Raw genomic sequence first — 13,910 nt, forward strand, 5'->3', positions numbered from 1 at the left:
TGTATAATACAACCAAATTGCTATGAAAACAATAACTACTTACTACCGCGTATTTTTATTGAAAACAGGAATTCCATTTGCATTTACAAATGGCGCCAAACAACGTATTCAAAAAAAGATACGTATGTTATTAAAGGATTTAGATATTATAACAACTCCTTAGGTATTTCACAAACTGGTATCGGACTCATCTTATGCTTGTTAGCGTTGTTCAATCTTTTATAGATTGTGAAAACTTCTAGTGACCTTCCTTCAAAGTCGGTATGCTGTTTTTGCAAAGCATCCATTTCCATTGCCCATTCTAATTCCGGATATGATGCTCCAATCTGATCTTCATCTGTTCTGTCATCACCCCAAAGCCCATCGGTCGGTGCTGCATTCAAAATTTCTTCAATCACACCTAAATGACCTGCTAATTCATAAACTTGTGTTTTAACTAAGTCTGCAATCGGACTTAAATCTACACCCCCATCACCGTATTTTGTATAGAATCCAACACCAAAGTCCTCTACTTTATTACCAGTACCTGCAACCAAATAGCCATGAAGAGCAGCAAAATAATATAAAGAAGTCATTCGCAATCGAGCTCGTGTATTGGCCAATGACATAAAACGGTCTTCTTCGTTGTCTACCGATGGTAACTCACTTACTAAACTGTCAAAAACCGGTGTTAGGTTTACCTTAGTTAAAGAAACATTTTTAAAATTATCTTGTAACCAACTTATATGATTCAATGCTCTACTTACTTGACTTTCGGCTTGATGTATAGGCATTTCTAAACAAAGCAATGGAAGACCTGTTTTTGCGCATAAGGTTGATGTTAGTGCGGAATCAATCCCGCCTGAGACACCAATTACAAATCCTTTTACGCCTGCATTTTCGGCATAGGTTTTTAACCAATCTACAATATGATTCACTATTTTTTCAGAGTCCATCCTAAACTATTTAGTATTTTTGTGCGTTGTAAAAAAATGAGTGTAAATATAGCAAAATATATGGCAAGAATTCTTAGTGTTTTTTTAGTGTTTTTAGTGTTTTTGTCCTGTAAAACCGAACAAAAAATAAATCCTGAAATAGCAAAGATCGATGTGGATATCCAAGTTGAAAGATTTGATCAAGAATTTTATACAGCCTCAGAGAACGACTTACTAAGTTTAAAACAAAAGTTCGATTTCATGTTTCCAAAGGAGGTGAACGATAGTGTTTGGATTCAAAAAATGAAAAATGAAGAAGACCTGTTATTGTATAAGAAAGCAGATAGTGTTTTTGGAGATTTTGAATCGCTAATACCTGAGTTTGAGTCATTGTTTCAGCACATTACATACAATTACCCTAAGTTTAAAGTACCAAGAATAATTACGCATATTTCGGGGTTAGATTATGAATACCCGGTGATTTATGCAGATAGTTTACTGTTTGTTTCTTTAGATATGTTTCTTGGTTCTGAAAATGAAGTTTATGTAAGTTTCCCAAAGTACATATCTCAGAATTACAACAAGGAAAACATGATGGTTTCGGTTGCTTCAACTATTTTTCAATCGTTCTATCAGAAGCATCATTCAAGAATATTTTTAGATAAAATAATTAACGAAGGTAAACTTTATTATGCTTTGGATGTTTTGATTCCATTGGCTGATGACTATTTAAAAATTGGATACACTCAAGAAAAATTCAATTGGGCAGTATCTAACGAAACGGACGTTTGGAAATACTTTATGGAACATGAATTGTTGTATAGTTCTGATGCATCTTTAAATACCAGGTTTATAGATTTAGCACCATTTTCAAAATTTTACCAGGCATCAGATAATGATTCACCCGGGGGAATTGGAAAATGGATAGGTTGGCAAATTGTTCGCTCGTATATGAAAAATAATGATGTAACTTTGCAGCAATTAATGAATACGGCGTCAGATGATATATTTAGGCAGTCGAAATACAAACCAAGAAAATAAAAAGCGATGGCGGTACAAAGCACCTCTAAAATAGAATTTAAAGTTGGGTTAGACGAAAACAAAATTCCGGAGGAATTGAGTTGGAGTGCAGAAGATGGAGCGATTAAGAATGCTGAAGCAAAAGCCTTGTTAATTTCAGTTTGGGATCCTAATAAAAAAGATACACTAAAAGTAGATTTGTGGACTAAAGATATGCCTGTAGACGAAATGAAACAATTCTTTCATCAAACCTTAGTTTCTATGGCAAATACTTTTGAAACAGCAACTCAAGATGAAAAAATGAGCGCTACTATGCGCGATTTTTGCGATTATTTTGCCGAAAAATTGGAGTTGAAAAATTAATAAATTGGATTAGTCAGGAGTTTAATACTCCGAAATCTTGTTAATTACATACCTGTAATCTTCAGGGTTGTTTACAAAATCTAATTCTGAAACGTCAATAACCAACGTATTAAGTTCTTTTTCCGACTTTATAAATGTTGAATAACCAGCATGAATTTTATCTAAGTATTCAGGAGCAATTTCTTGCTCGTAATCTCTACCACGTTTTTTTATGTTTGCTAATAAGCGTTCTGTGTTTTGATATAAATAAACGTAAATGTCTGGTTTAGAAATCTCCTTATACATTACATCAAATATTTTTCTGTAAAGGGCATATTCATCTTTATGCAAAGAAACTTGTGCAAAAATGAGCGACTTAAAAATATAGTAGTCCGATACGATAAAGTTTTTAAACAAATCGAATTGTGCTAAATCTTCAGATAATTGATTGTAGCGATCGGCTAAAAAACTCATTTCTAAAGGAAAAGCATAACGGTCCATATCCTTATAGTATTTTGGTAAAAAAGGGTTGTCAGCAAAGCGTTCTAAAACCAATTTAGCATTAAAATCGTCTCCTATCATTTTAGAGAGCGTGGTTTTACCCGCACCAATATTTCCTTCAATGGCAATATAATTGTACTTTTCAAATAGAGCTATTGGTCTTGTCAAGGCTGTATCAATTTTTTCAATATCGCCTTTATCACTGCATCCTTGTAAACTCATTAATATGGTTTTTTTTTCTATTGGATGTCTAAAATTCGGAGCAATTTCCGTTAAAGGAACCATTACAAATTTTCGTTGTAACATTTTAGGATGAGGAACAACTAAATTTGGGGAAAATATAATTTCATCTTCAAACAGAAGTATATCAATATCAATTTTTCTTGACGTGTATGCTTCTGAATTTGTTCTAATCCTTCCTAAACTTTTTTCAATACCTAAAAGTTTTGATATTAAGGCTTCCGGATTAAGATTGGTAGAAACTTCAATACAGATATTGTAAAAATCGTCTCCATCAAATCCCCAAGATGCAGTTTTATAGATGGAAGAAATTTTGAGCACTGCTCCAACCGATTCTGCAATAGCATTTACCGCTAATTGAAGGTTTTCTTCTTTGTCTCCTTTGTTGGTTCCAATTGATAAATATGTGGTTCTTACAATTTTCATGCGTTGCTACAAAGAAAAGAAACCTCTAGAAGAAAAGTGTATATTTGTCTTTCAAATTATGAACATTTTTAGGGATGTTCAAAACTTAATATAACAGCATATTTCATGAAATTTTTTAGAAGTCTACTTACCAGTTGTTTGGGTTCATTCATTGCCTTATTCGTAATTTTTGGACTTGGTTTTTTAATGTTAATTTGGATGATTTCCACTACTAGTGAATCTGAGAAAGTAGTGGTTAAAACCAATTCTGTTTTGGTATTGAATTTAGAAGATGGTGTTGCGGATTATGTACCGAGTACAAACAATCCTTTTGAGACATTGTTTCCAGTTAAAACTTTGCAGTTGAGTAAAATTATTAATGCTATAGAAAGCGCAAAGCAAGATGATAATATTAAAGGGATTAGCATTTCTAACGGATTGGTAAATGCTGGAATTTCTCAGACGCAATCCATCAGAAACAAAATTGAAGAGTTTAAACAAGCCGGTAAATTTGTTACTTCTTATGCCAATATTTATACACAAAAGAATTACTATTTAAGTTCGGTTGCAGATTCTTTATATGTAACACCAACTGGTATCGTTGATTTTAGAGGTTTGTCTACTGAGCGCCTATTTTATAAGGATTTTCAGGAAAAATATGGCGTTAAGATGGAAGTGATTAGGCATGGAAAATATAAGAGTGCTGTTGAAGGCTATTTAGACAATAAAATGAGTGCTGCTAATAGAGAACAAATCAGCTCTTTCCTACATTCAATTTGGGGAGAATTTTTAGAAGATATTGGAGCAAGTAGAGGGTTAACTATTGAAGATTTAAATAATATTGCTGATGAATTATTAACTAGAACTACAGAATTGGCTGTGGAGTTCGATATGATAAACGCTGCCATTTATAAAGATAAATACGAAGAGATTGTAGATGAATTGGTTGGTGCCAAGACCAATTATGTAAGTATATCGGATTATATTTCTTCAGGAAAAGGAAGAATTAGATCTACAGCATCTAATCGAATTGCTGTGTTGTATGCTCAAGGAACCATGTTGTATGGGAAAGGAGATGAAACCGTTATTGGTCAAGAGAGCATGATAAAAGCCATAAGAAAGATTAAAAAGGATAAAAAAATAAAAGCGGTTGTATTAAGGGTGAATTCGCCAGGAGGTGTAGCTTTGACGGGTGATTTAATTTGGCGCGAATTGGAATTGCTAAAGCAAGAAAAACCATTTGTAGTTTCAATGGGAGATATGGCTGCCTCCGGCGGTTATTATATTGCTGCTGGGGCGCAAATGATTTATGCAGAGCCAACCACAATAACTGGATCAATAGGTGTATTTGGAACCATTCCTAATTTAAGTGGTTTGGTAGATAATATTGGAATTAATGCCGAGCAAGTAGCTACAAATAAACAAGCCATGGGGTACAGTTTTTACGAACCTATGACCAATGATTTTTATAATGAACGTAAGGAAGGGGTAGAGTTGATTTACAAAACATTTGTGAATAGAGTTGCAGATGGTAGAAACATGACTTTTAAAGAAGTAGATGCTGTTGCACAAGGAAGAGTTTGGACTGGAAAGGAAGCCATAGAGAATGGTCTAGTAGATGAACTTGGTAGTTTGAATGATGCAATAGATAAAGCTTCAGAGTTGGCTAATATTTCCGAATATAGAATAACGGAATATCCAAAGTTTCAAAAGGATTTTGAAGATTCCTTTAATCTGATCCCTTTTGCCAAACTAAAAGAGAATTATATAAAAAATGAATTGGGAGAGACCAATTTTAAAATATATAAAGAAATGAAGAATTTTTCTCAATACGATGGAATTCAGGCATTGGTTCCATATTCAATTGATATTAAATAGGATACTTTTATTTAGTTTAATTTCACTATTTAAATTTACATATTTTACTATTATAGAAGTTAAAATAGTTTAGAAATAGGTTTAAATTAAGCTGTTAATTTTCGAATATTGAATGTAATTTTGAAATGTAGTTTTAAATACTATTTATCGAATATTTCACATTCTTAAGTAGTCAGTTAATTAGTTAAAATGAAAAAGAGATACAATTTGTATCTCTTTTTTAGTATAGAATTATTTGAATTAATTATTGAATAACTAGCTGCTTCATTTCATTTCTATATTTTAAAGGACTTTTTCCTGTAAATTTTTTAAATAATTTATTGAAATGTGAAAAGTTATTGAACCCGCACTCAAAACATATTTCGGTAATACTAGAGTGACTTTCGGTCAATAATTTAGTAGCGTGTACAATTCTGAATTCGTTTACAAATTGGGTAAATGTTTTACCAGTTACTTTTTTATAATATCTACAAAATGCAGGAACTGTCATACTGACTTTACTTGCAATTTCTTCTAAAGGAATAGTTCGTGTAAAATGATTTCTTACATGATCAAAAATGATGTCGATTTTTAAATTGTCTTGAGGTTTAACTTCAAAACTATAGCCGTCAGCATTTAATATTGTATAATCTTCTGTTAATGAAAGTTCGTTTAAGATTTCTATGAATAATAGTATTCGTTTTAAACCAGTTGTTGAATTCAACTGAAGTAATTGATCATTTAATTTTTTCTTTGTTTCAATACCAAAAACGATTCCCTTCTTAGCGCGTTCAAATAATTTTTTAATCATGTGCAATTCTGGGATTTCAAAAAAATCTTTACCTAAAAAGGATTCTTGAAATTGAACAATGGTTTCAGTTCCAGTTGAAGTAAATCTATCCGTGAAGCCACTATGAGGTAAATTGGCTCCTATAAGAATGAGTTGACTATTATTAAAGTAGGACAAATGACTACCAATATGTCTTTTCCCTTTTGCTTTGTTAATGTATACTAATTCTAACTCTGGATGAAAATGCCAAAAAGGTAGGTTGTTTTCTACTTGTTCATTGTGTTGCTTAACACGAAGTGAACTTCCAAATTCTGGGCTAATCTTTTCAAATGTTGGTTTTGGTGTTTTCATTTGAATGTATTTTATGCAAAGTTAATTCATTATAGAAGTTTGAATATATACATTTTTACCAAAAAAATACTCTAAATTAACCTAAAAGCATTAATTAGTAATTATACAGGGTAAAATAAGATACAAAAGTACCAATATAGCTGTTTTGTAACTTGGATGTTGCATATACATTTGCAGTATAAAATTTAAATAGTAGTATCATGAAAAATTTAATGAAAAGAAGTATTGTTTTAGTAGCGCTAATGGTTGGTTTCTTATCAAATGCAGAAAATTTAAATTCGGCTATAAAATTATCGAAGATCGAAAGTAAACTTGTGAATTTAACTTTATCTCAACTATCAGATAATGTAAATTTTGAAATAACAGATGAAGAGGGCGTAAGTTTATATACAGAACTTGTAAATGCAACAAGGTTTTCTAAGAATTATAACTTTGAGTTTTTATCAAACGGAAATTATTTTTTAGAGTTTCATGGAGAAACAAAAATTAGAAAAATACCATTTAAAATTGTTAATGAAGAATTAGTGATTTTAGAGGAAGAGGAAAAAGTAATTTATAAACCAAGTGTAACTGTTGATCAAGATATGGTGAATATTACCCTATTATCCTTAAACAAGGAGGATTCCTTAGATATTAAGTTTTACGATAGTTACGACAGACTTTTGTATAGTGAATTAGTGACAGGAGAGAATATTATTGGAAAAAGAATAAATACTGGAGAATTGCTAAAAGGAGAGTATTCAGTTATTCTGAAATATAAAGGAGAAACTTTTATAGAAGAAATTAAAAAGTAATTTTATTTAGAATAACAAGGAAAAATAGGTGAGTGTTTAACTCACCTATTTTTTTATGTATGAAATAAAACTATAATCAAAATCGTTTTTTTCATCTTTTTTGAAGTGTTCTCTTTTTACTTCCTCCCAAATACTCATGTCTATTTCTGGAAAGAATACATCTGCTTCAAACTGATGATGTACTTCAGTAATATCTAATTGATCGACTAAATTAATGGCTTGTTCATATATTTGAGCACCACCAATTATAAAAGGAGATTCATCCTCTTTTGCAACTTCTAAAGCTTTATCTAAACTGTCTACTACTATACAACCAGTTGCATTATAATCTTTATTTCTTGTAATTATAACCGTTGTCCTATTTGGTAAAGGTTTACCAATAGATTCAAAAGTGTTTCGACCCATAATGATATGGTGGCCAGAAGTTGTTTTTTTAAAGCGTTTCAAGTCGGCTGGTAAATGCCAAATTAAATCGTTATTCTTGCCTAATGCATTGTTTTCTGCTATGGCTGCAATTATTGTAACCACTTGATTTGAATTGTTCATTTGAATATTTTAAACAGAAACTTTACCTCTAATAGTTGGGTGTGGATTGTAATCTACCAATTCAAAATCTTCAAATGTAAAATCGAAGATATCTGTAATCTCAGGGTTCAATTTCATTGTAGGTAGTGGTTTTGGGTCTCTAGATAACTGTAAATCTATTTGTTCTTGATGATTGTTGTAAATGTGTGCATCGCCAAAGGTGTGTACAAAATCGCCATAGCCTAAACCACAAACCTGCGCCATCATCATTACCAATAATGCGTATGAAGCAATGTTAAAAGGAACGCCTAAAAATATATCTGCACTACGCTGGTATAATTGACAAGACAATTTGCCATCGGCAACATAAAATTGAAAAAATGCATGACAAGGAGGTAACGCAGCTTTGTTATTTGCAACGTTTTCAGAAAATGAAACAGAAGTATCTGGTAGAACACTAGGGTTCCAAGCAGAGACAATCATTCTTCTACTATCCGGATTATTTTTGATTTGATTGATGACTTGGGTAATTTGATCGATACCATCGCTATTCCAATTTCTCCACTGATGACCATATACTGGACCTAAATCTCCATTTTCATCTGCCCAAGCATCCCAAATTTTTACATTATGTTCTTTAAGATAATCAATGTTTGTATCCCCTTTTAAAAACCACAATAATTCATGAATAATTGACTTTAAATGCAATTTTTTAGTCGTAACCATTGGAAACCCTTGTTCCAAATTAAAACGCATTTGATAACCAAAAACACTTTTGGTTCCTGTTCCTGTTCTGTCAGTTTTTTCAAAACCGTTTTCTTGAACGTGCTTTATTAAGTCTAAGTATTGTTTCATGATTGAGTCTTAATCTATTAAAATAAGAGATTTTTTTCGCGTAAAATTCGTTGCTAAAAATAATTAAAAACCAATGAGTTGATTCCTTAAAGTCTTTGATTTCATTAAAAGTTATTAACGAAAATTTAGTGTGTTGGAATTGATGATAAAACAGGAAATGTCTATAATTATTATCCGATAATCATTCCTGCAATTGTAGCAGACATTAATGAGGCAATGGTACCACCAATTAGTGCTTTCATTCCGAATTCTGACAATACTTTACGCTGACCTGGAGCTAAAGAACCAATTCCACCTATCTGAATCCCTATGGATGCAAAATTTGCAAATCCACAAAGCATATAAGTAGCCATAATAATTGACTTATTATAAGTTAAATGTGTTGCACTAGCCACATCTTTTAATTCTGCTAATTGTATATATCCTACAAATTCACTTGCTGCAAGTTTAATTCCTAATAACTGCCCCATCATCATCATATCTTCACTGGCAATACCAATTAACCACATTAAAGGCGCAAAAACGGTACCTAAAATTAATTCTAAAGACAAGCCATCATAACTTGTATTTGCAATTACCCATTCATTAATTCCTGTATAATGACCTATTTTGTCAAATCCAAAATTTATCATTGCAATAAAAGCAACAAATACTAATAACATGGCACCTACATTTACCGCCAATTTTAATCCTTCGGTGGTCCCGTTTGCAATCGCATCTAATATATTAGAACCAATCTTATCTGAAGATACTTTTACATCTGTATCAATTGATTCTGTTTGAGGGTATAAAATTTTTGATATAACAATTGCGCCAGGTGCAGCCATAACTGAGGCCGCTAGCAAATGCTTTGCATATTGTAATCTTAATACGGGGTCGTCGCCTCCTAAAAATCCAATATAAGCGGCTAACACCGCTCCAGCGACTGTTGCCATACCTCCAATCATTACCAATAGCATTTCAGACTTATTCATTTTTTCTAAATAAGCCTTAATTAATAATGGAGCCTCGGTTTGACCAAGGAATATATTTCCTGCAACACTTAAACTCTCAGCACCAGAAATTTTTAATAGTTTAGATAATAACCAGCCAAATGCCTTTACCACCCATTGAATCACGCCCAAATAAAATAATACAGAAGTTAGTGCGGAAAAGAATAAAATTGTTGGTAAGACTTGAAATGCAAAAATGAATCCAAACGTATCCATATCTACAACTAACCCTTCGAATAAAAATTTACTACCAGCTCTAGTAAAATCAAGAACCTTAACAAATATTTTACCGATAGATTCGAAAATAACCTGAATAAATGGAACTTTTAGAACACCTATAGCAATAAAAAGCTGAATTCCAAGACCAATTCCAACTGTTTTCCAATTAATGGCTCTTTTGTTAGAACTAAAAAGAAAGGCTAAAACTATAAGAGAAACCATTCCTAATACACCTCTTAAAACTGAGGAAAGCGAAATGCCTTGACTTGGAATGATACCTGCTTGGGCTGCATCTTGAGCATTTGTTACGATAAAACTAAAGAGCATACCAATAGTTAAAAGCAGTTTTTTATTCATATAAGTTAGATATTTCTTTTGTTTATTTCGTCTCTAATTTTAGCCGCTAATTCGTAGTCTTCGTTAGCAACAGCTTCCGACAATTTTTGATTCAACGACTCTAAACTTTCAGAAGAATATGAAGTTTCTTCAATGGTTTCAGGAATTAAATCTTCTAAAATCAACTCTTCTTCTTCAACCTCTTCCTCGTCTTTTAATTTTAGATATACACCCGCTTTGTCTAATATATTTTCATAGGTGAATATTGGTGCATCAAAACGAGTTGCCAAAGCAATAGCATCTGATGTTCGAGTATCTATAATTTCCTTTATCCCATCCCTTTCACAAATTAGACTAGAGTAGAAAACACCATCTACCAATTTATGTATGATAACTTGTTTAATAATAATATGAAACCTGTCAGCAAAACTTTTAAAAAGATCATGTGTTAAGGGTCTGGGCGGTTTTATTTCTTTTTCAAGTGAAATTGCAATAGATTGTGCTTCAAAAGCGCCAATTACAATTGGAAGTGTTCGCGATCCATCAACCTCACTCAATACTAAGGCATATGCACCACTTTGTGTTTGGCTATATGAAATTCCTTTTATATCTAATCTAACTAAACTCAATTTGGAACGTTTTTTCGTTAATCATAATGCAAAAAAAAACTGTCTAATTCAAGACCTTTAGAAAATCTAAAATTAGACAGCCTTCGCGGCACAATTTACAAAAATTATGCGTTTTGGGCTTTAAAAGCCTTTAACTTTTCAATTAAGCTAGGAACCACCTCAAATGCATCTCCTACGATGCCATAATCTGCAGCTTTAAAGAATGGAGCTTCAGGGTCCGTATTGATTACAACTTTAACTTTTGATGCATTTATTCCGGCAAGATGTTGAATCGCTCCTGAAATACCAATGGCAATATAAAGATTAGATGATACAGGTTTTCCTGTTTGTCCAACGTGTTCATTATGTGGTCTCCATCCCAAATCTGAAACTGGTTTAGAACAAGCAGTTGCTGCTCCTAAAACCGTGGCGAGTTCTTCAATCATACCCCAGTTTTCCGGACCTTTCAATCCACGCCCACCTGAAACTACGGTATCTGCATCAGCAATTGTTACTGTACCAGTTGATTTATCTAATGAAGTTGAACTTATTCCACTCGAAATTATTGGTGCATCAAATGATTCAACAGATGCCTTTACGTTGTTTTCAAGTATTCCGAATGAGTTTTTAGCGAGACCAATTACTTTCACATCAGATGAAATTTCGGTACTGTTAAATGCTTTGTTAGAAAATGCCTTCCTTTTAACTACAAAAGGAGTTGTACTAGAGGGAACAGCAACTACATTTGTAGCCAATCCTGCATTTAAATTAACAGCAACTAACGGAGCAATAGACAATCCATTAGCACTTGAATCGATTATGATAAGAGTTGCGCCTTTATTGTTTGCAGTTTCCTTAATTACATTCGCAACTACTTTAGCGTCCGAATTATTTGTCACATTATTAACTGATATAATGTTCGATGCTCCATAAGCACCAAGTTCAGATGGGTTCTCACCACCTATGGTTAAAACATGTAAATCAACTCCGAGTTGATCTGCAACTTGTTTACCGTATGATGTAGCTTCAAAAGCTACTTTTTTATATTTTCCTTCCGATGACTCGGCATATACTAAAACTGACATATTTCTGATTTTTTAATCCTAAACTTTTGAATCATTCATCTAATTTTAAATGATTAAAGTCTTTTCGATTGGATATTGATTAAATTACTTTAGCTTCGTTGTGCAATAATGAAATAAGTTCATCTAAATTCCCTGCATCTATCATTGTACAAGCACCCTTGGCTTCCGGTTTTTCAAAACTAACAGTAGTTGTTGTTGCTTCAAAAGCAACCGGTTCAACAATGTTTAGAGGCTTTTTGCGAGCCATCATAATTCCTCTCATATTCGGTATCCTAAGGTCTTTTTCTTCAACCAATCCTTTTTGTCCACCAATTACTAAAGGTAAATCTGCAGAAAGTGTTTCTTTACCTCCATCTATTTCTCTTCTAATTGTAGCACTAGATCCTTCAACTTCTAATCCAACGCAAGCCGTTACAAAATTACAGTCTAGTATTGCGGCCATCATACCTGGGACCATACCGCCATTATAATCGATAGATTCTTTACCTGCTAGTACTAAGTCATAACCGCCATTTTTGGCAACTTCAGCTAATTGTTTGGCTACAAAAAACCCATCCAAAGGTTCAGCATTTACCCTTATTGCGTCATCTGCGCCAATAGCTAAGGCTTTTCTTAAAGTAGGCTCTGTTACTGAACTCCCTACGTTAACAACGGTAACACTAGCGCCTTGTTTTTCTTTAAACCACATGGCACGTGTAAGTGCAAATTCATCATATGGATTAATCACAAATTGAACTCCATTCGAGTCGAATTTCGAGTCATTTTCTGTAAAGTTTATTTTTGAAGTCGTGTCAGGAACGTGACTTATACAAACTAATATTTTCATTTAAACAGTTTTTAAAATTGATATAATGGATTTATAACGGTACGAAGTTATGACTTTTTTTCGTAAAATACTATGCATGCATAGTAAAATTATTATAAAATTATGGAGTATGAACTATCTTATTATATGATATCAGTTAACTTGAATTAAATTGGATATGAATTGATAATGTTGGACTAAATAGCCTAAATTATTGTCATATTTTAAAATGAAAAAGACTTCAAAATTGTCTGAAATGTTTTATTTTTGCGTTCTTAAATTAATAGTAAATGAAGACAATACAATTCAGAGAGGCAGTTTGCGAAGCAATGAGCGAAGAAATGCGCAGAGATGAGTCTATTTTTTTAATAGGTGAAGAGGTTGCAGAATACAATGGAGCCTACAAAGCTTCTAAGGGAATGTTAGATGAGTTTGGGGCAAAAAGAGTGATAGATGCTCCAATTGCTGAACTTGGTTTTGCAGGTATTTCAGTTGGGTCAACAATGGGAGGTAATAGACCAATTGTAGAGTTTATGACCTTTAACTTTGCCTTAGTAGGTATTGATCAAATTATAAATAATGCAGCAAAGATTCGTCAAATGAGTGGCGGTCAGTTTCCATGTCCAATTGTATTTAGAGGACCAACGGCATCTGCAGGTCAGTTAGGAGCAACGCACTCACAAGCGTTTGAAAACTGGTTTGCGAATACACCTGGATTAAAAGTTGTTGTGCCTTCTAATCCATATGATGCAAAAGGGTTGTTAAAAGCCGCAATTCGTGATGACGATCCAGTAATTTTTATGGAGTCTGAGCAAATGTATGGAGATAAGGGAGAAGTGCCAGAAGGAGAATACATATTACCTTTAGGCGTTGCGGATATTAAAAGAAAAGGAACGGATGTAACTATTGTTTCTTTTGGTAAAATTATTAAAGAGGCTTACAAAGCGGCAGATGAATTAGAAAAGGATGGAATTTCTTGTGAAATCATTGATTTAAGAACGGTTCGCCCAATGGATCATGCTACTATTTTCGAGTCTGTTAAAAAAACAAATAGATTGGTAGTATTGGAAGAAGCTTGGCCTTTTGCAAGTGTAGCTTCTGAAATTACATATCAAGTTCAAGAGAATGCATTTGATTATTTAGATGCACCAATAAAAAGAATAACGACTGCCGATACTCCAGCACCATTTTCACCAGTTCTTTTAGAAGAGTGGTTGCCAAATGCAGGAGATGTTGTAAAGGCGGTTAAAGAAGTGATGTACGTAAAATAA

General features: G+C 32.8%; 15 protein-coding genes. 6 read left to right on the plus strand and 9 right to left on the minus strand.

Going from position 1 to position 13,910, the window contains the following annotated elements; genetic code table 11:
* The first annotated feature begins 22 nt into the window (after positions 1 to 22).
* Positions 23 to 163, plus strand: a complete 141-nt coding sequence (locus tag RM519_RS07635) for a hypothetical protein (RefSeq protein ID WP_311593097.1) — start codon at positions 23 to 25, stop codon at positions 161 to 163.
* Here the strand turns inward: RM519_RS07635 and nadE are convergent.
* A complete protein-coding gene (gene nadE / locus RM519_RS07640; protein ID WP_311593098.1) occupies positions 147 to 935 on the minus strand; it encodes an NAD(+) synthase in 789 nt (262 codons plus the stop codon). The genes RM519_RS07635 and nadE overlap by 17 nt on opposite strands.
* A gap of 36 nt (positions 936 to 971) precedes the next feature.
* Between nadE and gldB the strand changes: the two genes are divergently transcribed.
* Together gldB and gldC are read left to right on the plus strand one after the other, a co-directional pair.
* Complete coding sequence (gldB, locus tag RM519_RS07645; protein WP_311593099.1) at positions 972 to 1,955, plus strand: gliding motility lipoprotein GldB; 984 nt, start codon at positions 972 to 974, stop codon at positions 1,953 to 1,955.
* Positions 1,956 to 1,961: 6 nt separating this feature from the next.
* Positions 1,962 to 2,297, plus strand: coding sequence for a gliding motility protein GldC (gene gldC / locus RM519_RS07650; RefSeq protein WP_311593100.1), 336 nt, complete (start codon positions 1,962 to 1,964; stop codon positions 2,295 to 2,297).
* Between the two features lie 21 nt (positions 2,298 to 2,318).
* On the opposite strand, the gene folK is transcribed toward gldC, so the two are convergent.
* On the minus strand, positions 2,319 to 3,443 hold the full coding sequence (gene folK, locus RM519_RS07655) for a 2-amino-4-hydroxy-6-hydroxymethyldihydropteridine diphosphokinase (RefSeq protein WP_311593101.1): 1,125 nt from the start codon (positions 3,441 to 3,443) through the stop codon (positions 2,319 to 2,321).
* A 105-nt stretch (positions 3,444 to 3,548) separates the two neighbouring features.
* Between folK and sppA the strand changes: the two genes are divergently transcribed.
* The gene (sppA, locus tag RM519_RS07660; RefSeq protein WP_311593102.1) at positions 3,549 to 5,300 is read left to right on the plus strand and encodes a signal peptide peptidase SppA; all 1,752 of its coding nucleotides are present in this window, start codon (positions 3,549 to 3,551) and stop codon (positions 5,298 to 5,300) included.
* Positions 5,301 to 5,544: 244 nt separating this feature from the next.
* On the opposite strand, the gene RM519_RS07665 is transcribed toward sppA, so the two are convergent.
* Positions 5,545 to 6,420 carry an AraC family transcriptional regulator gene (locus RM519_RS07665; RefSeq protein ID WP_311593103.1) on the minus strand — a complete coding sequence of 292 codons (876 nt, stop codon included), beginning with the start codon at positions 6,418 to 6,420 and terminating at the stop codon, positions 5,545 to 5,547.
* A gap of 200 nt (positions 6,421 to 6,620) precedes the next feature.
* Between RM519_RS07665 and RM519_RS07670 the strand changes: the two genes are divergently transcribed.
* A complete protein-coding gene (locus RM519_RS07670; protein WP_311593104.1) occupies positions 6,621 to 7,214 on the plus strand; it encodes a T9SS type A sorting domain-containing protein in 594 nt (197 codons plus the stop codon).
* A 45-nt stretch (positions 7,215 to 7,259) separates the two neighbouring features.
* On the opposite strand, the gene RM519_RS07675 is transcribed toward RM519_RS07670, so the two are convergent.
* The 6 genes from RM519_RS07675 to RM519_RS07700 all read right to left on the minus strand — a co-directional run bounded on the left by RM519_RS07675 (position 7,260) and on the right by RM519_RS07700 (position 12,660).
* A complete protein-coding gene (locus RM519_RS07675; protein WP_311593306.1) occupies positions 7,260 to 7,742 on the minus strand; it encodes a dihydrofolate reductase in 483 nt (160 codons plus the stop codon).
* A 27-nt stretch (positions 7,743 to 7,769) separates the two neighbouring features.
* Positions 7,770 to 8,594: a thymidylate synthase gene (locus RM519_RS07680; protein ID WP_311593105.1), complete on the minus strand. Its 825-nt coding sequence runs from the start codon at positions 8,592 to 8,594 to the stop codon at positions 7,770 to 7,772.
* Between the two features lie 170 nt (positions 8,595 to 8,764).
* On the minus strand, positions 8,765 to 10,132 hold the full coding sequence (locus tag RM519_RS07685) for a NupC/NupG family nucleoside CNT transporter (protein WP_311593307.1): 1,368 nt from the start codon (positions 10,130 to 10,132) through the stop codon (positions 8,765 to 8,767).
* A gap of 35 nt (positions 10,133 to 10,167) precedes the next feature.
* Positions 10,168 to 10,770: a bifunctional nuclease family protein gene (locus tag RM519_RS07690; protein WP_311593107.1), complete on the minus strand. Its 603-nt coding sequence runs from the start codon at positions 10,768 to 10,770 to the stop codon at positions 10,168 to 10,170.
* A 104-nt stretch (positions 10,771 to 10,874) separates the two neighbouring features.
* Complete coding sequence (locus RM519_RS07695; protein ID WP_311593108.1) at positions 10,875 to 11,834, minus strand: electron transfer flavoprotein subunit alpha/FixB family protein; 960 nt, start codon at positions 11,832 to 11,834, stop codon at positions 10,875 to 10,877.
* A gap of 79 nt (positions 11,835 to 11,913) precedes the next feature.
* Positions 11,914 to 12,660 carry an electron transfer flavoprotein subunit beta/FixA family protein gene (locus tag RM519_RS07700; RefSeq protein WP_311593109.1) on the minus strand — a complete coding sequence of 249 codons (747 nt, stop codon included), beginning with the start codon at positions 12,658 to 12,660 and terminating at the stop codon, positions 11,914 to 11,916.
* A 269-nt stretch (positions 12,661 to 12,929) separates the two neighbouring features.
* On the opposite strand from RM519_RS07700, the gene RM519_RS07705 reads away from it, so the two are divergent.
* Positions 12,930 to 13,910: a pyruvate dehydrogenase complex E1 component subunit beta gene (locus tag RM519_RS07705; protein WP_311593110.1), complete on the plus strand. Its 981-nt coding sequence runs from the start codon at positions 12,930 to 12,932 to the stop codon at positions 13,908 to 13,910.

It is taken from the genome of Urechidicola vernalis, assembly GCF_031846385.1.
GTDB classification, from domain to species: domain Bacteria; phylum Bacteroidota; class Bacteroidia; order Flavobacteriales; family Flavobacteriaceae; genus Urechidicola; species Urechidicola vernalis.

What these genes read in the sequence shown, in the direction of transcription:
- RM519_RS07635 (WP_311593097.1), top strand. Translation starts at nt 23, where the DNA reads ATGAAAACAATAACTACTTACTACCGCGTATTTTTATTGAAAACAGGA.
- RM519_RS07695 (WP_311593108.1), bottom strand. Translation starts at nt 11,834, where the DNA reads ATGTCAGTTTTAGTATATGCCGAGTCATCGGAAGGAAAATATAAAAAA.
- RM519_RS07705 (WP_311593110.1), top strand. Translation starts at nt 12,930, where the DNA reads ATGAAGACAATACAATTCAGAGAGGCAGTTTGCGAAGCAATGAGCGAA.
- folK (WP_311593101.1), bottom strand. Translation starts at nt 3,443, where the DNA reads ATGAAAATTGTAAGAACCACATATTTATCAATTGGAACCAACAAAGGA.
- RM519_RS07670 (WP_311593104.1), top strand. Translation starts at nt 6,621, where the DNA reads ATGAAAAATTTAATGAAAAGAAGTATTGTTTTAGTAGCGCTAATGGTT.
- gldC (WP_311593100.1), top strand. Translation starts at nt 1,962, where the DNA reads ATGGCGGTACAAAGCACCTCTAAAATAGAATTTAAAGTTGGGTTAGAC.
- gldB (WP_311593099.1), top strand. Translation starts at nt 972, where the DNA reads ATGAGTGTAAATATAGCAAAATATATGGCAAGAATTCTTAGTGTTTTT.
- nadE (WP_311593098.1), bottom strand. Translation starts at nt 935, where the DNA reads ATGGACTCTGAAAAAATAGTGAATCATATTGTAGATTGGTTAAAAACC.
- RM519_RS07685 (WP_311593307.1), bottom strand. Translation starts at nt 10,132, where the DNA reads ATGCTCTTTAGTTTTATCGTAACAAATGCTCAAGATGCAGCCCAAGCA.
- RM519_RS07700 (WP_311593109.1), bottom strand. Translation starts at nt 12,660, where the DNA reads ATGAAAATATTAGTTTGTATAAGTCACGTTCCTGACACGACTTCAAAA.
- RM519_RS07665 (WP_311593103.1), bottom strand. Translation starts at nt 6,420, where the DNA reads ATGAAAACACCAAAACCAACATTTGAAAAGATTAGCCCAGAATTTGGA.
- sppA (WP_311593102.1), top strand. Translation starts at nt 3,549, where the DNA reads ATGAAATTTTTTAGAAGTCTACTTACCAGTTGTTTGGGTTCATTCATT.
- RM519_RS07680 (WP_311593105.1), bottom strand. Translation starts at nt 8,594, where the DNA reads ATGAAACAATACTTAGACTTAATAAAGCACGTTCAAGAAAACGGTTTT.